The sequence below is a fragment of the Sphingomonas sp. DC1600-2 genome, from assembly GCF_049897605.1.
GTDB lineage: Bacteria > Pseudomonadota > Alphaproteobacteria > Sphingomonadales > Sphingomonadaceae > Sphingomonas.
Genome location: NZ_JAFCWO010000003.1, coordinates 362,509 through 384,318, shown reverse-complemented (window position 1 = coordinate 384,318; position 21,810 = coordinate 362,509). Strand labels below are relative to the sequence as shown.

The 21,810-nt window shown below is 64.4% G+C and carries 25 protein-coding genes; 14 read left to right on the top strand and 11 right to left on the bottom strand.

What is annotated here, in order from left to right:
- Positions 1 to 8: 8 nt before the first annotated feature.
- Genes ACP7BL_RS08520 through ACP7BL_RS08505 form a run of 4 tightly spaced genes read right to left on the bottom strand, consistent with a single transcriptional unit; the run spans position 9 to position 3,130 of the window.
- Positions 9 to 989, bottom strand: coding sequence for a peptidoglycan-binding protein (locus ACP7BL_RS08520; protein WP_426258087.1), 981 nt, complete (start codon positions 987 to 989; stop codon positions 9 to 11).
- The gene (locus ACP7BL_RS08515; protein ID WP_033966263.1) at positions 986 to 1,408 is read right to left on the bottom strand and encodes a hypothetical protein; all 423 of its coding nucleotides are present in this window, start codon (positions 1,406 to 1,408) and stop codon (positions 986 to 988) included. Before ACP7BL_RS08515 ends, ACP7BL_RS08520 begins: the two co-directional genes overlap by 4 nt.
- Positions 1,405 to 2,724, bottom strand: coding sequence for a flagellar protein export ATPase FliI (fliI, locus tag ACP7BL_RS08510; protein ID WP_426258086.1), 1,320 nt, complete (start codon positions 2,722 to 2,724; stop codon positions 1,405 to 1,407). Before fliI ends, ACP7BL_RS08515 begins: the two co-directional genes overlap by 4 nt.
- A gap of 7 nt (positions 2,725 to 2,731) precedes the next feature.
- Positions 2,732 to 3,130, bottom strand: a complete 399-nt coding sequence (locus ACP7BL_RS08505; RefSeq protein ID WP_010407200.1) for a flagellar biosynthesis repressor FlbT — start codon at positions 3,128 to 3,130, stop codon at positions 2,732 to 2,734.
- Between the two features lie 190 nt (positions 3,131 to 3,320).
- Here ACP7BL_RS08505 and ACP7BL_RS08500 point away from each other — a divergent pair, with 190 nt between their 5' ends.
- From ACP7BL_RS08500 to ACP7BL_RS08490, 3 genes are read left to right on the top strand one after another with little or no spacing between them, the layout of a single operon-like run.
- Positions 3,321 to 4,622: a flagellar hook protein FlgE gene (locus tag ACP7BL_RS08500; RefSeq protein WP_426258085.1), complete on the top strand. Its 1,302-nt coding sequence runs from the start codon at positions 3,321 to 3,323 to the stop codon at positions 4,620 to 4,622.
- 23 nt (positions 4,623 to 4,645) lie between these two features.
- Positions 4,646 to 6,748, top strand: a complete 2,103-nt coding sequence (locus ACP7BL_RS08495; RefSeq protein ID WP_426258084.1) for a flagellar hook-associated protein FlgK — start codon at positions 4,646 to 4,648, stop codon at positions 6,746 to 6,748.
- A gap of 10 nt (positions 6,749 to 6,758) precedes the next feature.
- Positions 6,759 to 7,667, top strand: coding sequence for a flagellin (locus ACP7BL_RS08490; protein ID WP_033966269.1), 909 nt, complete (start codon positions 6,759 to 6,761; stop codon positions 7,665 to 7,667).
- 57 nt (positions 7,668 to 7,724) lie between these two features.
- Here the strand turns inward: ACP7BL_RS08490 and ACP7BL_RS08485 are convergent, their stop codons facing one another.
- A complete protein-coding gene (locus ACP7BL_RS08485; protein ID WP_426258083.1) occupies positions 7,725 to 9,545 on the bottom strand; it encodes a hypothetical protein in 1,821 nt (606 codons plus the stop codon).
- Positions 9,545 to 9,784, bottom strand: coding sequence for a hypothetical protein (locus ACP7BL_RS08480; protein ID WP_126848005.1), 240 nt, complete (start codon positions 9,782 to 9,784; stop codon positions 9,545 to 9,547). Before ACP7BL_RS08480 ends, ACP7BL_RS08485 begins: the two co-directional genes overlap by 1 nt.
- Positions 9,785 to 9,868: 84 nt before the next feature.
- Here ACP7BL_RS08480 and ACP7BL_RS08475 point away from each other — a divergent pair, with 84 nt between their 5' ends.
- On the top strand, positions 9,869 to 10,273 hold the full coding sequence (locus ACP7BL_RS08475; protein ID WP_033964179.1) for a flagellar basal body-associated FliL family protein: 405 nt from the start codon (positions 9,869 to 9,871) through the stop codon (positions 10,271 to 10,273).
- On the opposite strand, the gene ACP7BL_RS08470 is transcribed toward ACP7BL_RS08475, so the two are convergent.
- The 4 genes from ACP7BL_RS08470 to ACP7BL_RS08455 are packed head-to-tail and all read right to left on the bottom strand — an operon-like array spanning position 10,245 to position 12,779.
- Positions 10,245 to 10,835, bottom strand: a complete 591-nt coding sequence (locus ACP7BL_RS08470) for a MotE family protein (RefSeq protein WP_126848009.1) — start codon at positions 10,833 to 10,835, stop codon at positions 10,245 to 10,247. The genes ACP7BL_RS08475 and ACP7BL_RS08470 overlap by 29 nt on opposite strands.
- A complete protein-coding gene (locus tag ACP7BL_RS08465; protein WP_126848011.1) occupies positions 10,835 to 11,206 on the bottom strand; it encodes a DUF6468 domain-containing protein in 372 nt (123 codons plus the stop codon). Before ACP7BL_RS08465 ends, ACP7BL_RS08470 begins: the two co-directional genes overlap by 1 nt.
- On the bottom strand, positions 11,203 to 12,231 hold the full coding sequence (gene fliM, locus ACP7BL_RS08460) for a flagellar motor switch protein FliM (protein ID WP_033964161.1): 1,029 nt from the start codon (positions 12,229 to 12,231) through the stop codon (positions 11,203 to 11,205). The genes ACP7BL_RS08465 and fliM overlap by 4 nt, the downstream gene beginning before the upstream one ends.
- Entirely contained in the window at positions 12,228 to 12,779 is a 552-nt protein-coding gene (locus tag ACP7BL_RS08455) for a flagellar basal body-associated FliL family protein (RefSeq protein WP_052192238.1), read from the bottom strand. The genes fliM and ACP7BL_RS08455 overlap by 4 nt, the downstream gene beginning before the upstream one ends.
- Positions 12,780 to 12,893: 114 nt before the next feature.
- On the opposite strand from ACP7BL_RS08455, the gene ACP7BL_RS08450 reads away from it, so the two are divergent.
- The 8 genes from ACP7BL_RS08450 to ACP7BL_RS08415 all read left to right on the top strand — a co-directional run bounded on the left by ACP7BL_RS08450 (position 12,894) and on the right by ACP7BL_RS08415 (position 18,501).
- Complete coding sequence (locus tag ACP7BL_RS08450) at positions 12,894 to 13,637, top strand: flagellar hook basal-body protein (RefSeq protein WP_426258082.1); 744 nt, start codon at positions 12,894 to 12,896, stop codon at positions 13,635 to 13,637.
- Positions 13,638 to 13,674: 37 nt separating this feature from the next.
- Positions 13,675 to 14,460: a flagellar basal-body rod protein FlgG gene (gene flgG, locus ACP7BL_RS08445; RefSeq protein ID WP_033964163.1), complete on the top strand. Its 786-nt coding sequence runs from the start codon at positions 13,675 to 13,677 to the stop codon at positions 14,458 to 14,460.
- A complete protein-coding gene (gene flgA / locus ACP7BL_RS08440; RefSeq protein ID WP_426258081.1) occupies positions 14,457 to 14,918 on the top strand; it encodes a flagellar basal body P-ring formation chaperone FlgA in 462 nt (153 codons plus the stop codon). Before flgG ends, flgA begins: the two co-directional genes overlap by 4 nt.
- Positions 14,919 to 14,967: 49 nt before the next feature.
- On the top strand, positions 14,968 to 15,726 hold the full coding sequence (flgH, locus tag ACP7BL_RS08435) for a flagellar basal body L-ring protein FlgH (RefSeq protein ID WP_126848015.1): 759 nt from the start codon (positions 14,968 to 14,970) through the stop codon (positions 15,724 to 15,726).
- A gap of 266 nt (positions 15,727 to 15,992) precedes the next feature.
- The gene (locus tag ACP7BL_RS08430) at positions 15,993 to 16,817 is read left to right on the top strand and encodes a flagellin (protein ID WP_426258080.1); all 825 of its coding nucleotides are present in this window, start codon (positions 15,993 to 15,995) and stop codon (positions 16,815 to 16,817) included.
- A 158-nt stretch (positions 16,818 to 16,975) separates the two neighbouring features.
- A complete protein-coding gene (locus ACP7BL_RS08425) occupies positions 16,976 to 17,386 on the top strand; it encodes a hypothetical protein (protein ID WP_126848019.1) in 411 nt (136 codons plus the stop codon).
- Between the two features lie 69 nt (positions 17,387 to 17,455).
- A complete protein-coding gene (locus ACP7BL_RS08420; RefSeq protein ID WP_126848021.1) occupies positions 17,456 to 18,136 on the top strand; it encodes an EI24 domain-containing protein in 681 nt (226 codons plus the stop codon).
- On the top strand, positions 18,133 to 18,501 hold the full coding sequence (locus ACP7BL_RS08415; protein ID WP_126848023.1) for a hypothetical protein: 369 nt from the start codon (positions 18,133 to 18,135) through the stop codon (positions 18,499 to 18,501). The genes ACP7BL_RS08420 and ACP7BL_RS08415 overlap by 4 nt, the downstream gene beginning before the upstream one ends.
- Positions 18,502 to 18,508: 7 nt before the next feature.
- On the opposite strand, the gene queG is transcribed toward ACP7BL_RS08415, so the two are convergent.
- Positions 18,509 to 19,570 (bottom strand): tRNA epoxyqueuosine(34) reductase QueG, encoded by a 1,062-nt coding sequence (gene queG / locus ACP7BL_RS08410; RefSeq protein ID WP_426258079.1) that lies wholly within the window; start codon positions 19,568 to 19,570, stop codon positions 18,509 to 18,511.
- A gap of 48 nt (positions 19,571 to 19,618) precedes the next feature.
- Here queG and ACP7BL_RS08405 point away from each other — a divergent pair, with 48 nt between their 5' ends.
- Both ACP7BL_RS08405 and ACP7BL_RS08400 read left to right on the top strand, forming a co-directional pair.
- The gene (locus ACP7BL_RS08405) at positions 19,619 to 20,542 is read left to right on the top strand and encodes an ABC transporter ATP-binding protein (protein WP_426258078.1); all 924 of its coding nucleotides are present in this window, start codon (positions 19,619 to 19,621) and stop codon (positions 20,540 to 20,542) included.
- Positions 20,539 to 21,783, top strand: coding sequence for an ABC transporter permease (locus ACP7BL_RS08400; RefSeq protein WP_341203984.1), 1,245 nt, complete (start codon positions 20,539 to 20,541; stop codon positions 21,781 to 21,783). Before ACP7BL_RS08405 ends, ACP7BL_RS08400 begins: the two co-directional genes overlap by 4 nt.
- Positions 21,784 to 21,810: the final 27 nt, after the last annotated feature.

Here is a 21,810-nt window from a genome sequence, read left to right as displayed (position 1 = left end):
GCGAGGGCTTAAATCGCGAAGTTGGCGGGCTGAATCCGGCGATCTATGTAAGCGAGAAGCCATTGCTGGTGAGCGCGAGTTGGGTCGCCGGCCTGTGCGATACGCTTCTCCGCATCTGCCGCGCCGACTTGCGCGCGCAGCAATACATGCGCGCGCGCAGGCAAAATCCCGCCTTTGAGAAATCGCACCGCATCCCCCAGGCCGAGATGATGAGCGAGGTACGCCGCGCGGGCCGTCGTCTTCACGCTGTCGTCGGTGGTAATCCCCCGCCGTTGCAACTGGGAAAGGTTTTGCCGCGCATAATCGGCGATACCGTCGATCGCGCTCGTCGGATCATACCGCAGCGCGAGTAAGGCTCCGCGCGCGGCACCGCTGACTTTGCCATCCGGGTTAAGCCATCCTTTTGCCTGTGCCGTAGCGTTCAGCGCCGTACCGGGCGTTTCGGCAAGACCTTCCCATGTCGCGTTGAGGAACTGACCGAGCCCTGCAGCGCTTGAGCGTGGATTGCGCGAGTGGCAGTTCCAACTGCCGTCACGGCCCTTGGCCGCCTCGGCGTCGACAATGGTCGCCAGCGCGGTCGCGGGAATGCCGGTACGCTGCGCCGCTTCGCACAGCACTGCGCGGAAACGGGCATTGGGGCCAAGCCCACCATCGCCCCCCGCCACCGCCGTGGACACGACCGCTTCCGACGGCGACGAGGGCGCAGCGGATGACGAAGACCCCATCACCACCGCCGGATCGTCGCACGGACACGGCACGGTTTTTACAGACCCGTCGTCGGCTGCATTGCCCTGTGGGGCCAGCATTTTCAGCAGCGCGTCCATATCGCTGCGCGTTAACCCCGGATCTGCAGCGGTGCGGTCTGGCGCACCACCATCGCCGAGCGCAGCACGCCACAACGTATTGGCCAGTTCGGTTTGCGCGGTACTGTAAATTACATGGGCGCGCTGAGTGGGCGTCATCGCCGCCAGGGCGGTTCGATCGATCATCGCCCGGCTACCCTGCTGCGCGCCAGCCGAGCCGCCGCAATATCGTCCAGCCGCCCTTGCTCGCTAGCCTCTTGCGCTCGCGCCATCTCGTCGCGGTGCCGATCCACGGCCCCGTCAATGACACGCATCGAGCCATAGGCTTCGGCAGCTTGCGCCCGAAGGGTTGCAAGCCGCGTTTCGACACTGCGGGCTTCGTGCTGCAATCGCTCGCGCTCGGCGCGCATCCGGGCCAACCACGCGTCGGTCGTAAGCCAGCCGACGGCATGCCCGACCGCGCGCTCGCGCGCGACCGACTGGGTCAAGGAGTCGGATTCCCGCTCGATCAGGCTGTGGCGTTCCACCTCCACACTGATCGCCACGCGTACGGTCTCGACCGCGCGTTGCTGTACGCGCTGTGCGGTATCGAACGGGGTTCTCACGCGGCTTGCTCCAGCATGGCGGCGAGCATGGCGAAGCCTGCAGCGCAATCGCCCTGGTCGTCCTTGCCCTGCCGCAGCATCGTCTCGATTTGCGGCGCGATCGCCACGGCGCGATCGATCTCGGCGCTCGACCCTGCTTTATACGCCCCAAGCCGAACCAGCTCTTCCATGTCGGCATAAGTAGACAGCAACGCGCGCGCGCCGAGGCGCGTCGCGTTTTCGGCGTCGCTCAGGCAATGCGGCAAGGTGCGCGACACCGATTTTAGGACGTCAATCGCGGGATAGCGTCCGCGTTCGGCAATCTTGCGGCTCATCACCACATGGCCGTCGAGAATACCGCGCACCGCGTCTGCGACCGGTTCATTATGATCGTCGCCATCGACCAGCACGGTGAACAGACCGGTGATCGAGCCTTGGCCGGGCAACCCCGGCCCCGCCCGCTCCAACAAACGCGGCAGTTCGGCAAAAACAGTGGGGGTATACCCCTTGGTCGCGGGGGGTTCGCCGGACGCCAGCCCGATCTCGCGCTGCGCCATCGCAAAGCGCGTGACCGAATCCATCAGGCACAGGACGTTCAGCCCCTGATCGCGAAAATGCTCGGCAATCGCGAGCGTCGTCCACGCCGCCTGCCGCCGCATCAACGCGGGGGCGTCGGAGGTCGCGACAACGACGACGCTGCGCGCCAGGCCTTCCACCCCTAGGTCGTCTTCGACAAATTCCTGTACTTCGCGGCCGCGTTCGCCAACCAGACCGATCACCGCGACATCGCACTCGGTCCAGCGCGCCAGCATCGACAGCAAAACGGATTTGCCGACGCCGGAGCCTGCGAACAAGCCAAGGCGCTGGCCCTCGCACAATGGAGCGAACAGATCGAGCACGCGCACCCCGGTCTCGACCCGCTTGCCAACCCGTGCGCGATCGGCAGCGGGCGGAGGCGTGGCCTTGATCGGGCGCGGATCGGGCCCGAGCGGAAGCGGGCCAAGCCCATCGATCGGGCGACCGAGCCCATCGACCATTCGTCCCAGCCACCCGGCACTCGGCCGGATCGACACCTCACCCGCCGTCAGATCGGCGCGCATGCCAAGGCCGACGCCCTGCGGATCGGTAAACGGAAGACAGAGCGCAATGCCACGGTCGAGCGCGGTAACCTCGGCCTCGATCTCGCCCCCGGCAATGCGAATACGGCTGCCGATATGCGCCGCGCCAACCAGCCCTTCGACCTCGATCAACGCGCCACGCACCGCGACCACGCGTCCAAAGCGGGTGTCGGGCGATAGCGCGCGGATTGCCCGCGCAGCGCCGGCCAGCGTCGGCATGGCCCGCTCAGGCCGCTGCGGTTTCGGAAGACCCTGCAGGCGTCTCCAGCGCGATCAGATCCCGCGCCGGGGCCAGCGCGCGATAGAATTCGCCCCGGGCGATTTCGTTGGCGAAGCGGACGCACGCCTGCTTCACCGCATCGGGAGCGCCGGGATTGAGCAAGTCGCGCAATGCAACCAAGGTTGCTTCCTGGTGCTTCTCGCGCCCGTCCGGGTCGATATACGCCAGCATACAGGAAAAATAGAGTTGGCGTGCCGGGGTCGTGGCCTCTTCCGGCCGCATGACTTCGCGACCGCGCAGAATCGACACCGTGTTTTCGACGCGCAACTGGGTTCGGCCGACGGCGCTGATGACCGCACCGTTCAAAATGGCCTTCTCGCCATCGCGCAAAGTGATCCTCAACATAATGATGGCGTCCTCTCAATCTGCCATCGTTATAGGATCATTCTTGCCTGGTCGGCCGAACTGGTCGGCAAAAATTGCCCACCTGCCAATTTTCATCACAAATAGTGGGCCGACATCGCGCCCCCGCGCCAACCGCATCCTATAAAATAAGCGAGCGAGCCGCGTGCTGCGCACTGCAAGGAGATCCGTTTTGAGCCTCTATTCCGCCCTCTACGCCGGCGTTTCCGGTCTGAATGCTCAATCCAGCGCAATGGCGACGGTTTCGGATAACATCACCAACATCAACACGATCGGCTACAAGGACGAGTTGGCGCAATTCAGCACGATGGTCACCGACGGCAACGCCCAGGGCAACTATTCGGCAGGGGGCGTTGCCGCCGTTTCGGTTTCGACAGTCTCCAAACAGGGCCTGCTTCAAGCGTCCAGCAGCAGCACCGATCTTGCAATCGACGGTGGCGGCTTCTTCGTAACGCGCACCTCGGCCAGCACCACCGCCGATCCGGCCTTCACGCGGGCGGGCTCGTTTCTGCCGGACGCAGAGGGATTTTTGCGGAACACGAGCGGCCTGTACCTCCAGGGATGGCGGCTCGATGCGCAGGGCAAATACACCAATACTGGTGGCCTAAACGCTCTCCAGCCGGTCCGCGTCAGCGATCTGGTCGGAACTGCGGAGCCAACCACCCGCATCCAGGTCCGTGCGAATCTGCAATCGACCACCGCAGTTCACGTGGGTGCCTACACGGCGGGCAATTTAGCCAGCGGAACGGTGACGCCTGACTTCAAGCGCTCGTTCAACGTTTACGATTCGCAAGGCGGATCGCACACCTTGACGATGGCGTATCTGAAAACCGGCGCAAACCAATGGGCCACGGAGACCTATGCCGAACCGGCCACCGATGTGACCGCTGCGGGCGGCCTGCTGTCCAGCGGAACGCTAGCGTTCAATCCGGACGGCAGCCTCAACAAGACCGGCTCCACGGCAACGTTGTTCGATCCGCTTAGCATTTCATGGACCAACGCCGCAGCCTCCGCGCCGATCCAGCTCGCCATTGGCGATGATGCGGGCATCAACGGCATCACGCAGTTCGGCAGCGATTCCGCGCTGATCTCGTCCAACGTCGATGGCGGCATGCTGGGGCAATTGTCCTCGATCGACATCAGCAAGACCGGTGTGGTCAACGCCGTTTTCGCCGATGGCACCACGCGCGCGGTGTTCCAGTTGCCGATCGCCAATTTCCAGAACCCTGACGGGCTCACCCGCCTGCCCGGGAATGCTTATGCGGCTAGCAAAAACTCGGGAAGTCTGACGCTGAACCAGCCGGGAACGCTTGCTGCGGGCACGATATCGGCAAGCACGCTTGAAGCGTCCACGGTCGATCTGGCGAGCGAGTTCACCAACATGATCCGCTTTCAGCGGGCCTATAGTGCCGCATCCAAGATCATCACCACCGCCGACGAAATGTTGCGGGAAGTCAGCGACCTGAAGCGCTGATCGGATGACAATGGGGGCCGGTCATGTCGCTTAGCGAAATTCTGGGGTCGGCGACGTCGGGGCTTGCGGCGGCGCAGGCCGGCCTGCGCACGGTATCCAACAACATCGCCAATGTCGGCGTGGCGGGCTATGCGCGCGAAAAGGTTACGCTGAACACCCGGATCAACTCGGGTGGGGTCAACGGCGTCGTCATTGGCGAGCCGCAGCGGGTCGCCGATCGCTTTCTCGAAGCCTCGGTTTACCAGCGTGGCGGGGACTTCGGTCGCGCGGATGTGACGTCCTCTTATCTCGATCGGCTCCAGTCCTTGCTGGGCCAGCCGGGCGATGCGGCGAGCTTACCTGCAAAGCTCGATTCGATTTCGGCATCCGCAATCGCGCTGACCGGATCGCCAGGATCGGCCCAGACCGTCGCATCGTTTACCGGCAACGTGCAGGACGCGATTTCGTCGATGCAGCAGCTCAATGGCGACGTCACGAATCTACGCGGCGATGTCGAATCCGAAGTCGGCACAACGGTAGACCGGATCAACGGGCTTCTGTCGCAAATCAATGATCTGAATGGAACCGTATCGCAGCAGGTCGGGCAAGGCCGCAGCACGTCCGGTGCTGCCGATCAACGGACGACGGCGCTTACCGAACTGAGTAGTCTGGTCGGGATCACGGTGCGCGATCAGCCCGATGGCCGTGTTTCGATCGAAACAGCCTCCGGTGCGACGCTCCTCGACCGGCGTCTGCGCCAACTATCCTATGCCGGAACCGGAACGGGCGATGGCGCGCAAGCCGCCTATCCCCCGATCGACATTCGCTTTGCCGACCCTGGCGGTGCCTCCCCGGCAACGGGCGAACGGATCGAAACCGCTGCGGCGGGCGGGAAGCTCGGTGGACTGCTCGATCTGCGCGACCGCGCACTGCCACAGTTTCAAGAGCAACTCGGCACGGTGTTCAGCGGTATGGCGGAGGCGCTCAATTCGGTCTCGAACGCCGGGACCACGGTTCCAGCCCCGACCGAACTTGACGGACGGCAGACCGGATTGGTCGGCGGTGACCGCCTCGGCTTTACCGGCTCGGCCACGTTCGCTGTGCTCGGCACCAGCGGAAAGCTGGTGGCCAGCACGACGGTCGATTTCTCCGGCCTGGGCGCGGGCGCGACGGTCAACGACGCCGTCACCGCGATCAATGCCGGCCTTGGTGGCGCGGCCACGGCAAGTTTCACCGGCGGGGTGCTGACCTTGAAGGCCACGGGCGGCGGCGGCAACGGCGTCGCCATCGCGCAGACACCCGGCACCCCCAGCGATCGCGCCGGAATCGGCTTCTCGCAATTCTTTGGCATGAACGACCTGGTCCGCAGCGATACCAGCACGTTGACGCCGAGCGGGTTCACCGCGAGCGACCCGCACGGATTTGGTCCGGGAGAAACCGCCAACATTGTGCTGCGCGACGTGTCGGGACGCGCGCTGACCAGCTATACGCTCACCGGCTCGGTCGGTCCGACCATTGGCGATCTGGTGACCGAGTTGAACGCGTCGCCCTTGTCCAAATATGGCAGCTTCGCGCTCGATCAACGCGGTCGCGTGGAGTTTAGCCCCCTCACCGGTCTGTCCGGGGCCGTCTTGTCGGTCCCATCGGACTCGACCAACCGGTTCGGCAGCGGCGTCTCCTTCAGCTCTTTGTCCGGGCTGACGGGTGCGACAAGCGGCCTGGGACAGGCGAAGGTGCGCGGCGACATCAACGTCAACCCCAACAAATTGCCGCTCGCAATGCTTGATACAACGGCGGCAGTCGGTACCAAGGCGGTCGGCGCGGGCGATATTCGCGGCGCCACGGGATTTGTCGATCGGCTGGCCAAGACCATCGACCTGGGCAAGGACGGGGTCGTTACCCTCGATCACGTGTCGAGCGCATTGCTTGGCGGTGCCGGATTGCAGGCCAGCCAGGCCAAGACCAATCTGGACAACGCAACATCGCGCCGCGACGATGCGATCAATCGTCGAGACAGTTTTTCGGGCGTCAATATCGACGAGGAATTGTCGCAGATGGTCGTGCTGCAAAGCAGCTATTCGGCCTCGGCCCGTGTCATCAGCACCGCCAGCAGCATGTACGACACGCTGCTCGCGATGATCCGATAGGAGCCGCCTTATGACCCGCATCGCCACCGTCCCGCTCCAACAAGTCATGTCGAACGCCATTCAGCGGGCGCAGGCCAGACTCGCGACATCGCAGCAAAATCTCGCGACCACCAAGAAAGCCAATACTTTCGCTGACCTTGGCAGTGAATCGGTCCGCAACCTTTCGGCGCACAGCATGCTCGCGCGCCAGAGCGCGGAGACGACTGTGGCAAAGCGCGTGCAGACGACGCTGAGCCTTTATGATGCGCAGCTATCCAGTATCGATACGTCTACCGAGAACCTCCGCCAAAGCATCCTCACGGCGCTGGGCAACGGCCAGACGAGCGGTCTGCAATCGACGATCGACGGCGCATTCGAACAATATCGCAACGCGCTGAACAGTAGCGAGGGCGGCGTGGCCATGTTCGGTGGATCCCAAACCGACACCCCGCCGTTCAAGCCCAAGGCACTTAGCGATCTCGTCGGATTGGCGCAGACCGATGCGTTCGCCAATGACAATGTCGTGGCATCGGCACGTATCGCGGACGGGGTTGATGTCCCTTATGGTGTCGGTGCAAGTGCCGCAGGCGGCGGTCTTTACACCGCATTCCAGTCTCTTGCCCTGGCAGGGCCGATCGGCGCGACGCTGACCGCAGCCCAAAAGACCGCCCTGACGTCCGTAGTCGATCAATTGCAGACCGGCCTTGGATCGCTGCGCGCGGTGAACGCTGAAAATGGCCGCCGGACCACGCAAGTTGAATCGATGATCAATAGCGGCGACCAGCGGACGACGTTGCTCACCGGGGTGATCGGCGCGAATGAGGACGCCGATCTGGGCCAGGTTGCGACCGATATCTCGCAGCAAAAGACGATCCTGGAGGCGAGCTATTCAGTGTTTTCGCAGCTCGCCGGTCTGAGCCTTGTGCAATATCTGAAATAACCGCGACAGACCCGCGGTCTTCGCCGATATATCCATCGGCGAAGACCGCGATGCTCGCTAACCCGGGGTGGAGGCGAGCAAGTCCGCGTAGACGCCCGCCGGGCTGGCCGACGGGATCGCCGCCATTGCCGCACTGATCTGTGCAGAATCGATCTTCCCGACCGGGCTGGTCAGCACATCGAACACCCCCGCACTGGGCAATGTCGCAAAAGCCGCCTGATAGCGCGCCCGCAGCGCTTGCAGCTTGTCTTCCCGACCGATCATCGCCAGCGCGATTGCATGGCGAAGGATGGTGGCCTGCGCCACCTCGCTCAATCCCACTTTGGTCGGTAGCGACGCCCCCGTCACGGTGGCCAATGCATTCCAGTCACGCCGCCGCCACAGGATTTCCGCACGGATCGCGGCACCGTCGGGCACTTCAGCAAGCGCCGCAAAGGCCGCGTCGGTCTTGCCCAGCAATGCCAGCGCCACCGCCTCGACACGCTGGCGATCCCAAACCATCGCGGGGGAATAGGTTGGCCCGCTACTATTTCGTAAAGCCTCGATCGCCTTGGCGGGGTCGCCCGCCAGAATGCGCAACGTGGCGACGCGCACCGACAACGGCCCTTTGGCGACATCGCTGGCCCGCGCGGTAAGTTGATATTGGAGCAGTTCGGCCGCCCGCGCATACAGGCCCGCTGCCTGAAGCCGATCGGCCAGATGCACTGCCAGCAGGTCCCCGTCAGCGCCCGCCGGAGTAAGCTCGCGATAGTCCCAGAACAGGCCCGCCACGTCGGGCAAGGCCATCTTCGAATCCGGGGCGAGCATCGCGGTGAGCGATTGTTGAAGCTGCGAGAGGATTGGTCCCGCCCCTGCGCCGAGATTGCAGTAGCGCAGCAAGGTCGATCCTGTGCGCAACATCGCAACCGGATCATGCGCTGCTTGCGCTTGGGCAAATTCGACTTTCAGAATGCGACGTTCGAGATCGTCACCGCGCCAGCCGAAGCGCATCGCACTAAGCTGTCGAACGGCTGCGGCTGGCGCGATCCGACGCTGTGCGATACCAACCATCGCCAGGCCCAATGCTGCCTCAACGCGTTGCCCGCGATCTGCCGCGGCACCTACCTTCTCGAACTGGCGACGGGCATGGCCAAAATCGGCCTTCCCGAGATAGGCGCGGCCACGCAGGATGCTGGCCTCGGCGCCCGCATCCTGTCGTTTCAGCCAGTGCAGCGCCTGCGACCAACGACCGTCGTCGAGCGCGGCCCGGATTGCTGCCAGGGCAAAGGGGCGTCGCTCAAGGGATGGGCGATGGTTGATCGTCGGCAACGCGCAATGCACCTCTGCCAAAGCGCCGCCCGGATTGCCCGCATTCTCTTGCGCCCGTAATCGCCAAGCGCAGGCTTCGGCATTGCCCAACAAGGCCGGGCCGGAAAGAGCGGACAGTGCTTCGCCAGTCCGACCGAGCCCCGCCAACGTCGCGCCGCGCGCCAGTTGGAAGGCGGGTACCAACAGCAGATCGGGATCATCGGCGGCCATCACCTGCAGTATGCCGAGCGCTTCGGGATAGCGCATTTTGCCGATCAGGCTGCGCACCTGGACCCAGCGCGCCGCTTGCCGCGTAGCCGGCGTTGCGCGCGCCAAGGACGCCCACGCGTCCGCTTCGGGCTGCACGGCCCATGCAGCGCCATCGGCGAATGCGGGCTGTGCGGCCAGGATCGGGGCAAACCCTCGAAAGCGCGGGGGGCGCGGCAACTGCGTCGTCGCATTCGCCGCAGATGCCGCTGCGGAAGGCGCGGCGGTCGCCACCGGCCCGGGCGACGCCGGTGCAGTGGCAGGCGTTGCGGCAAGGGGCGTGGCGGTCGCCGAAGCGAGCGCGAGCAGCGAGACCAGTCGCATCAACGCGCCAGCAACACGGCACCGAGGCCGGCACCGCCCAGGGCGCAGCCCATACAAAAAATCAGCGACGGTACCATCATCCCGCGCTTGACCGGCCCAGATCCGGTTTGGAGGTTCGGCGTGGCGACCACGTCGCCGGCGCGCAAGGGTGCCCCGGTCGACGCTGTGGCTGCCGCTGCCGCCGTTGCGTCGCGGCTGGCAACCACGCGGACGCGACTTGGTCGCTGATCATGACTCATGGTGATACGCCTCTTCCTTTATTGTTCTATTATAGAGGGAGCGTGTCGCCCGCAGTCGTCGCGGTGACACGCTCCGGAGACATCATGCGCCAACGTTTTGCCCGAGCCATTGCCGCACTGCCAATCGTGATCGCCAGCACCGGCGCGTCCGGCGGCGCGAGCGAGCCCGCCCACGCGGCACCGCAATATGTCGCACTCGACCCCTTCGTCGTACCGATCGTGGACTCGGATCGCTTGACCGGCAATTTGCGGCTCAAGCTCGTCCTCGACGCCGGAGATGCAGCCACTGCCGAGAAGATGAAGCTGCGCCTGCCGATATTGCGCCAGGCCGCGATGGGCGGCGCGATCGACTTTGCGCGCTTGCATGCGTCGCCTTTCTTGCCGGTCAATGCGGAACTGTTGGAAGGGAATTTGACAGCCGCCATGGCTGGCCCCGATCTCGGCCACGCGCGGGTGCTGATCACGGAGGTGTCGGCGACGAACGGCTGACCGGTTGCGCGGCGCGCACCGGCCCCTTTGTAACACCGGCACCCGGCTTCTTCCCCGCATTTGCATTGCGGCGCGCCAAGGCCATGCTCAAATTGGCGGCCCCTTGCGGCGTCATGCTCGCCAAGATCAGCGCGGTCGAACGATCCCGCATTTTTTGTGCCACCTGCATCTGCACATCCATTTCGAGTTGTTCGAAAACAACTGCGGCACGGGCAGGCTTCATCGCCTGATAGATCCGCGCCAGATTGTCATATTGCGGTGCGCTCGGCGCGGCCGCGTCAGCGACGGCGGGCTTTGCGGCGGTCGCCGCCTCCTGTCGCGCGGCCATATCAGCTTTCAACCGCGCCTCCGCCGCGCGCGCGGCCTGTTCGCGCATGTCCAGCGCGCGGTTGCGCTTCTTGGTCGCGGCGTCGCGCGCGCCAAGATCGCCCTGGATGGCGCTGCCCAAACGCGTCGGTTGCGGCTGATCCGCCAATGCTGGCAGCGCGGCGGTAACACCGTTGGCAAAGATCGACAGCCCGGCGGCCATGGCGGTCATCACGAGCAATGAGGGGCGACCCATCAGGCGTCCGCCCCAATATAGGCCGCCAGAGTACGTTCGGCATGGGCGCGCTGGTTGGCGGCAGACGTTGCCTCTACGATCCTGTCGGCGGCAGCGTCGGCGATCTCGATGATGATCCGCAATTCATCGCTCAGCTTGCGGGCATCTTCCGAGCAGCGTCCATTGGCGGCAATGCCATGCGACAGCATCGTCTTCATTTCCGACAGCACGGTCTTCGCGCGCTCGGTCGAAGCGTCCAGTGCCGCCACAACGTCGGACAGCGGCGCATTGCGCATCGCCTTCAGGCTGCGCATCATCCGCACGCTCTGGATCAGGACCGCCGCACAGAACAGCGCGGTGGCGATATTGGTACAGGCGACGAAATTCATCATGCGCACTCCTGGTACGGGCTTCGGGATATAGCGGTGATAAGGCGGACGGCCATCTTGCCGCTGCGCTGCCCGATCTGGGCGCGCCCGAGCGGAACGCCACCGCATCGCAGTTCCAGCGGCGTGTCCGGGCTCTGCGACAGATTGACGACATCCCCTACCGCAAGGCCACGCAATTTATCGAGGGACATCGCCGCTTCGCCGAGCACGACATCGAGCGAGATGTCGGTCTTGCTGATTTCGGAGACCATATGCTCTTCCCAAATATGGTCGCGCCCGCTCTTCTCGCCCATAAAGCGCTGCAACAACTTTTCGCGCACCGGCTCGAGCGTGGCATAGGGGAGCAGCATCGAGAATTTGCCGCCACGACCGTCCATGTCGACCCGGAAGGTCGCCACCGCGCAGATATTACTGTTTCCTGCGATGGCCGCGAAGCGCGGGTTGGTCTCGATCCGCTCCAAACCCATGGTGATTGGCTCGATCGGTGCGAAGGCTTCCGAAAAGTCGGCAAGCGCCAGATCCAGCATACGCGACACCAGCTTGGTCTCGATCGTGGTGAAGGCGCGGCCGTCGATCAATACCGGCGCACTGCCCCCGCGACCGCCGAGCAGGGCATCGACGACGGCGTAGATCAGGCCGGACTCGACCGTGACGAGCCCGTAATTCTCCCATTCGTGAATGTGGAAGACACCAATCATGGCAGGCAATGCAACGCGCCCTACGAACTCGCCAAAGCGCGTCGAAGTAACCTCCTCCAGACTGACCTCGATCGCGTCAGAGGTCAGATTGCGCATCGAGCTGGAAAAGGCGCGCACCACACGGTCGCACACCACCTCCAGCATCGGCAGCCGTTCATGCGCGATAACCCGCGATTCCAGTACCGCGCGCAGGCCCTTCTTGGCCTCTTGCGGGACACCGATATCGCCGAACATCGCATCGATGGCGGCTTGATCGAAAGTGCCGTCGCCCAATACCGCCCCACCCATGGGGACATCGGGAAGGTCGAATTCCTCGAAATCGTCGCTCATTGCTGCACCAGGTCTTCGATCAGCACGTCCTTGACCGATCCTTCCCCAAGCGCGCCGGTCGTGCGCACCAGCAGTTCCTCCTTCACGCGAAACACCGCTGCCGAGCCGGCAAGGTCCTCCGGGCGCAATTCCCGCAGGAACGGCTGATACGCGTCGAGCACCAGCGGCAGGCCTGCCTTGATCGCGTCATCCTTCATCGTGCCGGGCACGAGCATGACGTGCACCTTCAGAAAGCGGGCCGCACCGTCCGGCGAGCGGATGTTGACGACCATTGCCGGAATATCGACAAACTTTACGCCTTCTTCTCCACCGCCGTGCTTGGCCGCCTCGGCTTTGGCCGCCTCAGCTTTGGCGGCCTCCGCTTTCGGGTCGCTCTTGCCCCCCAACAGGAAGAAGGCCGCACCACCGCCTGCCAGCAGCAGCAAGACGATTGCCGCAACGATGATCAGCAGCTTCTTCTTGCCCGCCTTGGGCGCTGCGGGGGCCGCACCCTCCTCGCCTTCTTCGCTCGTTGTGACGTTCGGTTCCGACAAGGCCCTAATCCCCATGATTGTTTCGCCGCGCGGTCAACCCGCTGGGCAATTCCATCCTATTATAGGATCAATGGGCGGCAATTTCTGCCTAGTGGTCCAGATCGACAAAGATTTTGAAAGCAACCGCTGATGGATGTCTCTTCCTATGTGCTGCTAAGCCACGAGCAGGCGTTGCGACGTCGGCTCGACGTTGCGGCGAACAACATGGCCAACATCTCGACCGTGGGCTTCAAGCGCGAACAGCCGGTATTCCACGATTATGTCGAGCATGCCGACCAGGCGGTGACCGAAGACGCGAAAACAACCGCGTTCGTACTGGATTACGGCGCAACGCACGACACTACGGCAGGTGCGTTTCAGGCCACGGGCAATCCGCTCGACGTAATGATCGACGGCCCAGGATATCTTGCGGTCGAAGCCCCGGGTGGGACGACCGCTTACACCCGCGCGGGGCTAATCCATGTGCTGCCGTCGGGCGATTTGGGCACGATCAGCGGGCAGCGACTGCTCGGCGAAGGCGGCAAGCCGATCAATATTCCCCTAGAAGATGCCGGCAACCTTTCGGTTGCGGCCGATGGCACCGTGTCGGGAAAGACCGGCCAGCTTGGACGCATCGCGATTACCGTCTTCCCTAGCGAAGCCGGCGTAACCCCGCGCGGGGACGGACTGATGACCGCGACCGGCGGGCGCGAACTTCCGGCAGCCGAAACCAAGTTGCGCAGCGGTGGCGTCGAAGGATCGAATGTCCAACCGATCAGCGAAACCGCCGACATGGTCGAGATTTTGCGCGCGTACCAATCCAGCCAGCAAATGTCCCAGAGCATGACCGATATGCGCCGCAAGGCGATCGATCAACTCGGCAAGATCGGCTGATCCCCCACCCCACTTCCTTGAGTGAAAGGCCCATATCATGCGCTCTCTTTCGATCGCCGCGACTGGCATGCTCGCGCAACAGACCAACGTCGACGTGATTTCAAACAACATCGCCAACATGAACACGGCCGCTTTCAAACGGCAGCGCGCAGAGTTTCAGGACTTGCTGTATCAGGAGGTTTCGCGTCCGGGCTCGGCCTCCGGCGGCGCAGATGCGAAGATCCCGTCAGGCATTCAGATCGGCGCGGGTGTCAAAACCGGCGGCGTCTACCGGATCCTCGAACAGGGCGCGTTGACGCAGACCAGCAATCCGCAGGACGTGGCGATCCAGGGCAAGGGCTATTTCCAGGTCACGCTTCCCTCGGGCGAAACGGGTTATACGCGCGATGGCAGCTTCCAGATTTCCGACCAGGGCGAGCTGGTGACGCAGGATGGCTATGCCGTTCAGCCTGGCATCACGCTCCCGCAGGGTGCCGTGGATTTCAATATTTCCAAGACCGGCGAGGTTCAGGTCACCCTGTCGGGCAACCCCACCCCGCAAACGATCGGCCAAATTCAGCTTGCGTCCTTCATCAACGAATCCGGACTGGAGGCAAAGGGCGGCAACCTGTTCCTGGAAACCAATGCGTCCGGCAAGCCCACCGCCGCCAACCCTGGCGAGCCGGGTTTTGGTACGCTGAGCCAGGGTTTCATCGAAGCCTCGAACGTCAATCCCGTCTCGGAAATCACCGCGCTCATCAGTGCCCAGCGTGCCTATGAGATGAACAGTCGCGTGGTGAAGACGGCTGACGAAATGCTCTCCACTACGGCGCAGATGCGATGAGCATGCCCCTCGGTCGCGCGGCACTCTTTGCGCTGCTGGCGTCTGCGCCGGCCATCGCCTGGGCGCAGCCGCCCGAGGCGGTCCGGGTCGCAGTGCTCGACCATCCGATCGCGCGCGGCGACGTGCTGGCCCTGGCCGACTTTACCGAGGATCAGCGTCCTGCGGCACAGGCACGCATGGCGCTGCCGCCGCGCGATTGTGCCGGGCTCGAAGCGCGTCGCGCGCTTCCTTCGGGATCCATCGTCATGGCGTCCGACCTGATGCCGCAGCAGCTCGTTCGTCGCGGGGAGCCCGTGATGATCCGCGTGGTCAGCGGTGGCCTGACGATTTCCGCCAGCGGGCGTGCGCTTGCCAGCGGGGCGAAGGGCGAGATGGTGCGTGTCGTCACCAACACCACCAGCCGAACCCTCGACGGCATCGTCGACGGCACCGGTTCGGTCCGCATCGTCGCACCTTGAAGAACGATCCGATCCGCCTTCCACCTTCGGCCGAACCGAAAGAACCGCTATGAAAAAGACTCTTGCGCTGCTTCTCCTCGCCAGCACCCTCGCCGGATGCGGCATACCCGGTCGCCTGGCCAGTGTTGGCAAGGCACCGAAGCTCAGCCCCGCCGGTGCCGACGATGGCCCGGCGCTGGAGCCATCGCTCTCGGCCCCGTCCGATCGGCGCGGCCAGGCCCGTTCGGCCACGACCCCGCCGCCGGCACCCAATGCGTCGCTCTTTCGCACCGGCGCGGGTGCGTTCTTCCACGACCAGCGCGCCTCGCAAAAGGGCGACATCCTGACCATCCGCATCAACATCGCGGACAAAGCGGACTTGGGCAACGCAACGACCCGCACCCGCGGCGGTACCGAAACCAGCGGCATCAGCGCCTTGTTGGGGCTACAGAACCCGCTGACCAAAATTCTGCCCGGGCAAGTCGACCCGTCGAAGCTGGTCGATACCAAATCGACCTCAGGCTATAACGGTGCCGGCACGGTTGCGCGATCCGAAACGATCAACATGACGATGGCGGCGATCGTCACCGATGTGATGCCCAACGGCAACCTGATGATCCGCGGGCGCCAGGAAGTGCGGGTCAATTTCGAAATGCGCGAGTTGATCGTAACCGGCATCGTCCGGCCGCAAGACATTGGTCGCGACAACAGCATTCCGCACACCCAGATCGCCGAAGCGCGCATCATCTATGGCGGCAAGGGTCAGTTGACCGACGCGCAACAGGCACGTTGGGGCCAGCAGATTTATGACGCGCTGTTCCCTTTCTGATATCCCTAATATTTTGTTTTATTTCTGATGCTTCCATCGCCGATTGGCTCGTTTTCCCGCGCGCGGGAAGGCGGGCCAATTGCGTCGCGATGACCATGGCCGCGCCTTCATCTTTTGGTAACCTTCAATAAATTGCCATTCGATTTTGGTAATCCAATAACTTTCCCAAAATGGAGAGGTGAGCGGCATTTCTCGCCGAACATCGCCGGGGTGGCGTCTGGCCCCAGGCCGCAGAATGCGGCTCTCAATCCTAGAAGGAAATTACAATGAGCTTTTCGGTAAACACCAACGTCGGCGCAATGACGGCTCTCCAGAGCCTGAGTGCGACCGGCAAGTCCCTCGCGACGACCCAAACCCGCATCACGACCGGCCTGGCCGTTTCCTCGACCAAGGACGACTCGGCTTCGTACACGATCGCCCAAGGCCTTCGTGGTGACGTGGGTAGCCTGAAGGCCGTCAGTTCCTCGCTCAGCCGCGCCAAGAGCGTTGTTGACGTGGCAACTGCCGGTGCCGAGCAGATCTCGGATCTGGTCAACCAGATGAAGGCCAAGGCAACGACCGCAAGCGACACCGGCCTTGATGCCGCCAGCCTGTCCGCCAACGCAAAAGACTTCACTGCGTTGAAGGATCAGATCTCGACGGTTATCGCGTCCTCGTCGTTCAACGGTACGAACCTCCTGTCGAGCACCTCGGCCGGCACCGTCAAGGCCCTGCAGTCGACCGACACGACCGCAGCCACCCTCGACGTCGCCAACCAGGATTTCGAAACAGGCGTCACGACGGCGATTGGTTCCACCTTCACGACCGCAGCGGGCGCGAAGACCATGGTCGATACGCTCAGCACCGTGTCCGACACGATCAACGCAAGCCTCAGCACGCTGGGTTCGGCTTCGCGCAAGATCGACAGCCAGATGACCTTCGTCAGCAAGCTGTCGGACACGATCACGACGGGCATCGGCAATCTCGTCGATGCGGATCTGGCCAAGGAGTCTGCAAATCTGCAGGCGCTGCAGGTCAAGCAGCAGCTCGGTGTGCAGGCGCTTTCGATCGCCAACCAGGCACCGCAGGCGATCACGTCGCTGTTCCGTTAAGAGAGATCAGCGGCCGCGTATCTGGTCGCTGTACTGGGGTCGGCGTGGGAAACCACGTCGGCCCCTTTTCTTTTTTACCCTGCGTTTCATCGGTCGCGGCGACCGAATGCGGGCGCGATCCCCGCTATAATGGAACAAGGATAACAGGAGTTTGAGCATTGTCGCTGCGCATTAGAGAGATAGCCGACGGGCTGGGCAGCAGGCTCCGTGTAACGGCCGAAGATCGCCATGCGGGCAGCCTGGTAATCCTGGAACGGGGTGACTTGAGCAACGGCACGCGAGCGCTCCTGGATCGCTATGGTGCCGAGGTCTTGCGTGCCTTTTTGATGGCCGCCCGGTTGTCCCTGTCGGGCGGACTTCCCGACGAAATCGTCGGGGGCCCCTTTGCGACCCAATTTCGGCTGGTGGTCGATCCCGTCGTCAATCTGGCGCTGACCCAGGATGGCGGCCTCGTCGCCCTGGATATTCCGGCATCGCTGTGGGACCGGCTGTATGCCGAGCTTTGCCTTATCTCGGCCCATACCAGCGAAGGGTTGCGCGCCTCTACACGCCCGACACGCTACAATTAGGCCCTGGCCGGTCGCGGTCGCGCTGTGTGGTGGTTTCGTCTTGCACGATCGCCCGCTAAGACCGCAGTCATGCTCCGCGCCTTCCTCCTCGCGATTGGCCAGATTGGCGACCGCGCATTCGCTGCGGTCTTCCTCAAATCGCTCGCGGTGACCTTGGCGCTATTGGCGGGGTTCGGCGGAGCGCTGTGGTATGGCGCAACCAGGCTGGCGACATGGCTGGGCTGGGGTGCGAACGTCGGCGGGCTGCTGGGCGCGGTCGCATTGCTGGCCGGGTTCGGGCTTGGCTGGCTGCTGTTCCGCGTGATCGCGGTCGCGGTGATGGGCGTCTTTGCCGACGAGATCGTGATCGCGGTGGAGGCCAGACACTATCCCGCCGCCCTCGCCACCGCGCGAACCGTACCGCTGGCACGCGGCATTGCGCTCGGCTGGCAATCGGCAGTGCGTGCTATCCTCGTCAATCTCGCGCTTGCACCGATCTACGTCGCATTGCTGGTCACGGGCGTGGGCACGTGGCTGCTGTTCTTCCTGGTCAATGGTTGGCTGCTGGGTCAGGATCTCGGGGCGATGGTCGCTGCGCGCCACATCCCCGATGCGATGATGCGAGACTGGCGCAAGACGGGAGCAGTCGATCGCTTCGCGCTGGGGGTTGCCGGCACCGCCCTGTTCATGGTTCCCGTGCTCAACCTGTTCGCGCCGATCCTTGGCGCGGCGATGGCGACCCATCTGTTCCATGCGGGGCGAAACACATGAAGGCTCTTGGCGCTTTGGCAGCGGCACTGCTGGTCGCGGGCTGCGCGACCACCGGGACACCGGCCCCCAGCACGGTACGCCCGCCGCTCATCCCGATCCCGACCGGAACCACCGGGCTTGACCGAGTTCTGGGAACGAATGCCGCCAATCTGACGCGGATGTTCGGGGCCCCGGTCGCCGACATCCGCGAAGGCACCGCGCGCAAGCTGCAGTTCGGCAATGCGACCTGCGTGCTCGACACCTACCTGTACCCCAAAGGCAACGCCGAGCCTGTCGTCACCTATCTGGATGCGCGCCAGACCGACGGATCGCCAATCGACCGCGCGAGCTGCGTCGGGGCGTTGCAGGCGGGACGACGGAAGTAGCGCGCGCCTAAGCCAGCCGCGCCAGCGCCCATCCCGCAGCTTCCGCCACCACGGCATTGGGATCATCAAGCAGCCGCGCGACCGGCGCGCGTAGCGTAGCATCGCCGCTATTGCCCGCCGCGATCAGGCAATTGCGCATCATCCGGTCGCGGCCGATGCGCTTGATCGGCGAGCCCGAAAACACCTGGCGGAAAGCCGCGTCGTCAAGCGCAAGCAGATCCGCCAGCGCCGGTGCCGCCAGTTCGGCACGCGGCCGAAAGGCGCGGTTGGCATGCGCGGCCTCGGCAAACTTGTTCCACGGGCACACCGCGAGACAATCATCGCAGCCATAGATGCGGTTGCCGATGCTCTCGCGAAATTCGTGCGGGATCGGCCCGGCATGCTCGATCGTGAGGTAGGAAATGCAGCGGCGCGCGTCGAGCCGGTAGGGCGCAGGAAAGGCATCGGTCGGGCAGGCGCGCTGGCACGCGTCGCACGAGCCGCAGCGGTCGCGCTCCTGCGCCTCCTCCGCCCCGAATGCCGCCACCTCCAACGTCGTGTAGATCGCCCCCAGAAACAGCCAGCTTCCCTCGTGGCGGCTCACCAGATTGGTGTGCTTGCCCTGCCAACCGAGCCGTGCCGCCGCCGCCAGCGGTTTTTCCATGACCGGCGCGGTATCGACGAACACCTTGACGTCGATGCCCGGCACCTCCCCCACCAGCCAGCGTGCGAGCGCTTTCAGCGCGCGTTTGACGACGTCGTGATAATCGCTGCCCTGCGCATAGGTCGAAATCCGCCCGATGCCGCCTTGCCCGGCCAGCGCCAGCGGATCGCGCGCGGGGGCATAGCTCATCCCCAGCGCGATAACGCTGCGCACCTCGGGCCACAGGCCAGCGGGGGATTCGCGGTGATCGGCACGCGCCTCCATCCAGATCATCTCGCCGTGCCGCCCCTCGGCCAGCCACTGCCGCAGCCGCGCCGCCGTCTCGGGCGCGGCATCGGCGGAGGCGACACCGCAAGCGGCGAACCCACATTCGGACGCCTTCGCCACCAGGCGGGCATGGAGTGACTTGTCGAACTGCACCACCACCCGCTACCACGGGCACCGCCCAACAGGGAATTGGGCTGAAACAGGGAATTGGTGTTGGGGCAGGAATTCGCGGTCCGCGCATCGGGCCTTATCAAGCGCTTCGGCGACCGGCGCGTCGTCGACGGGGTCGATATCGCGGTGCCAACGGGCACGATCTACGGCGTGCTCGGCCCCAATGGCGCAGGCAAGACCACCACGCTGCGGATGCTGCTCGGCATTATCGAACCCGATGGCGGAACGCGCACGCTGCTCGGCCATGATCGCCCGCGCGACGCCAGCGACCGCGTCGGCTACCTCCCCGAGGAACGCGGCCTGTATCCCGCGATGCGCGCCAAGGATGCGATCGCCTTTATGGGCGCTTTGCGCGGACTTGATCTCGAGACCGGGCGCAAGCGCGCTGTGGCGCTGCTCGAAGCCAACGGGCTCGGCCATGCGGTCGACACCAAAATCCGCAAATTGTCGAAGGGCATGGCGCAGCTCGTGCAATTGCTGGGCGCGGTGGTGCATCAGCCCGATCTGCTGGTGCTCGACGAACCCTTTTCCGGGCTCGACCCGGTCAACCAGGAACGGTTGGAGGCGCTGATCCTCGCCGAGCGCGATCGCGGGGCGACGGTGCTGTTCTCCACCCATGTCATGGCCCATGCCGAGCGGCTGTGCGACCGGCTCGCGATCATCGCGGGCGGCAAGCGCCGTTTTGAGGGCACCGTCGCCGAGGCGCGCGGCCTGTTGCCGATGCGCGCGCATTACGTGCCCGAACGCGACGACGCCGCCATCGCCGCGCATCTGCCGCAAGACGCCACGCATGACGAACAAGGCTGGCATTTCGAAGTGCCAGATGGCGGGGTCGAGCAAGCGCTCAGCCGCCTGATCGGCGCGGGCCACGGCATTGCCGGTCTCTCGATCGAACGTCCCGGCCTGCACGACGCGTTCGTCCGCATCGTCGGCAAGGCCGCCCTGGAGCAAGGCCAATGAGCAAGCTGCCCCGCATCATCCGCCAGACCTTCACCATCGCCCGGCGCGATTTCGTGGCGACGGTGTTCACCCCCACCTTCCTGCTGTTCCTGCTCTCGCCCTTGTTCACGATCGGCTTCGGCCTGGTCGGCGGGATGGGCGCGTCGAGCGTGGCCAGCGGATCGACCGACAAGACCCGAATCGTCGCGATCGTCGCACCCGCGCAGCAGGCGGCGATGCGCGCCGCCGACGCACGGCTGCGCGCGATGTTCCCGCGCGGGGATCGTCCCGCCACGCTGACGCTGGAAAATCCGACGGCCGACCCGCAGGCACAGGCGCGCGCGGCCTTCACCGTGCGCAAGGGGGCGGATGTCTCCGCCGCCTTGTTCGGCGATCTTGCCCACCCGACGATCCTCTACGATGGCCAGGGGCGCGGCGATGCCCGCTATATGGCGGCGCTGGCCGAGGCGACGCTGCGCACCAATCCTGCGCAGACCGCGCCGCTCAGCACCGCGACGCTGACGTCGATCGCGCGCATCGCGCCGACCGAGGGCGGGCACAAGCAGGCGGCGTTCATCGCCGTGATCGGCATCTTTTTCCTGACGCTGCTGCTCGCGGGCCAGGCAGTCGGCACGATGATGGAGGAACGCAGCAACAAGGTGATCGAAGTGCTCGCCGCTGCCGTGCCGCTGGAGGCGGTGTTCTTCGGCAAGCTGCTCGGCATGTTCGGGTCGGCGCTGCTGTTCGTCGCCTTCTGGGCGACTTTGGTCAGCCAGGTCGGTGGCATCCTGCCCGCGCAATATGCCGGCGCGATCGGCCAGATCGGCCCGGCGGTGGGCGTGCCGATGTTCTTCCTGCTGTTCTTCGCCTATTTCGCGATGGCCTATCTGCTGCTCGGTGCGGTGTTCCTCGGCGCGGGCGCGCAAGCCTCGACCCCGCGCGAATTGCAGATGCTGTCGCTGCCCATCACCATCATCCAGGTCGCGATGTTCGGGCTCGCGCTAAAGGCAATCGGCGCACCCGAGGCTGCAACGACGCGCTTTATCGAGCTGTTTCCGCTGAGCTCGCCTTACGCAATGGCGGCGCGCGCGGCCGACAAGCCCGACCTGTGGCCACACGTAGCAGCGCTTGGCTGGCAGGCTTTGTGGGTGGCGATCGCGATCACGATCGGCGCGCGGGCATTCCGGCGCGGCGTCCTCAAATCGGGTAGCGGAGGACCGCTGTTCCGACGGCGAAACCCTGTTGACATGAGTGTCAGTTAGGGCTTTTCTCTCTCCATAAAAAGACAG

Bases quoted from the DNA above. Each gene is read 5' to 3' on its own strand.
- ACP7BL_RS08470 (WP_126848009.1), bottom strand. From the start codon at position 10,835: ATGGGTCGCCCCTCATTGCTCGTGATGACCGCCATGGCCGCCGGGCTG.
- ACP7BL_RS08490 (WP_033966269.1), top strand. From the start codon at position 6,759: ATGACCCGCATCGCCACCGTCCCGCTCCAACAAGTCATGTCGAACGCC.
- ACP7BL_RS08415 (WP_126848023.1), top strand. From the start codon at position 18,133: ATGAAGGCTCTTGGCGCTTTGGCAGCGGCACTGCTGGTCGCGGGCTGC.
- ACP7BL_RS08485 (WP_426258083.1), bottom strand. From the start codon at position 9,545: ATGCGACTGGTCTCGCTGCTCGCGCTCGCTTCGGCGACCGCCACGCCC.
- ACP7BL_RS08520 (WP_426258087.1), bottom strand. From the start codon at position 989: ATGATCGATCGAACCGCCCTGGCGGCGATGACGCCCACTCAGCGCGCC.
- ACP7BL_RS08430 (WP_426258080.1), top strand. From the start codon at position 15,993: ATGAGCTTTTCGGTAAACACCAACGTCGGCGCAATGACGGCTCTCCAG.
- ACP7BL_RS08420 (WP_126848021.1), top strand. From the start codon at position 17,456: ATGCTCCGCGCCTTCCTCCTCGCGATTGGCCAGATTGGCGACCGCGCA.
- flgG (WP_033964163.1), top strand. From the start codon at position 13,675: ATGCGCTCTCTTTCGATCGCCGCGACTGGCATGCTCGCGCAACAGACC.
- flgH (WP_126848015.1), top strand. From the start codon at position 14,968: ATGAAAAAGACTCTTGCGCTGCTTCTCCTCGCCAGCACCCTCGCCGGA.
- ACP7BL_RS08495 (WP_426258084.1), top strand. From the start codon at position 4,646: ATGTCGCTTAGCGAAATTCTGGGGTCGGCGACGTCGGGGCTTGCGGCG.
- fliM (WP_033964161.1), bottom strand. From the start codon at position 12,231: ATGAGCGACGATTTCGAGGAATTCGACCTTCCCGATGTCCCCATGGGT.
- ACP7BL_RS08475 (WP_033964179.1), top strand. From the start codon at position 9,869: ATGCGCCAACGTTTTGCCCGAGCCATTGCCGCACTGCCAATCGTGATC.
- flgA (WP_426258081.1), top strand. From the start codon at position 14,457: ATGAGCATGCCCCTCGGTCGCGCGGCACTCTTTGCGCTGCTGGCGTCT.
- ACP7BL_RS08505 (WP_010407200.1), bottom strand. From the start codon at position 3,130: ATGTTGAGGATCACTTTGCGCGATGGCGAGAAGGCCATTTTGAACGGT.
- fliI (WP_426258086.1), bottom strand. From the start codon at position 2,724: ATGCCGACGCTGGCCGGCGCTGCGCGGGCAATCCGCGCGCTATCGCCC.
- ACP7BL_RS08450 (WP_426258082.1), top strand. From the start codon at position 12,894: ATGGATGTCTCTTCCTATGTGCTGCTAAGCCACGAGCAGGCGTTGCGA.
- ACP7BL_RS08400 (WP_341203984.1), top strand. From the start codon at position 20,539: ATGAGCAAGCTGCCCCGCATCATCCGCCAGACCTTCACCATCGCCCGG.
- ACP7BL_RS08465 (WP_126848011.1), bottom strand. From the start codon at position 11,206: ATGATGAATTTCGTCGCCTGTACCAATATCGCCACCGCGCTGTTCTGT.
- ACP7BL_RS08480 (WP_126848005.1), bottom strand. From the start codon at position 9,784: ATGAGTCATGATCAGCGACCAAGTCGCGTCCGCGTGGTTGCCAGCCGC.
- ACP7BL_RS08455 (WP_052192238.1), bottom strand. From the start codon at position 12,779: ATGGGGATTAGGGCCTTGTCGGAACCGAACGTCACAACGAGCGAAGAA.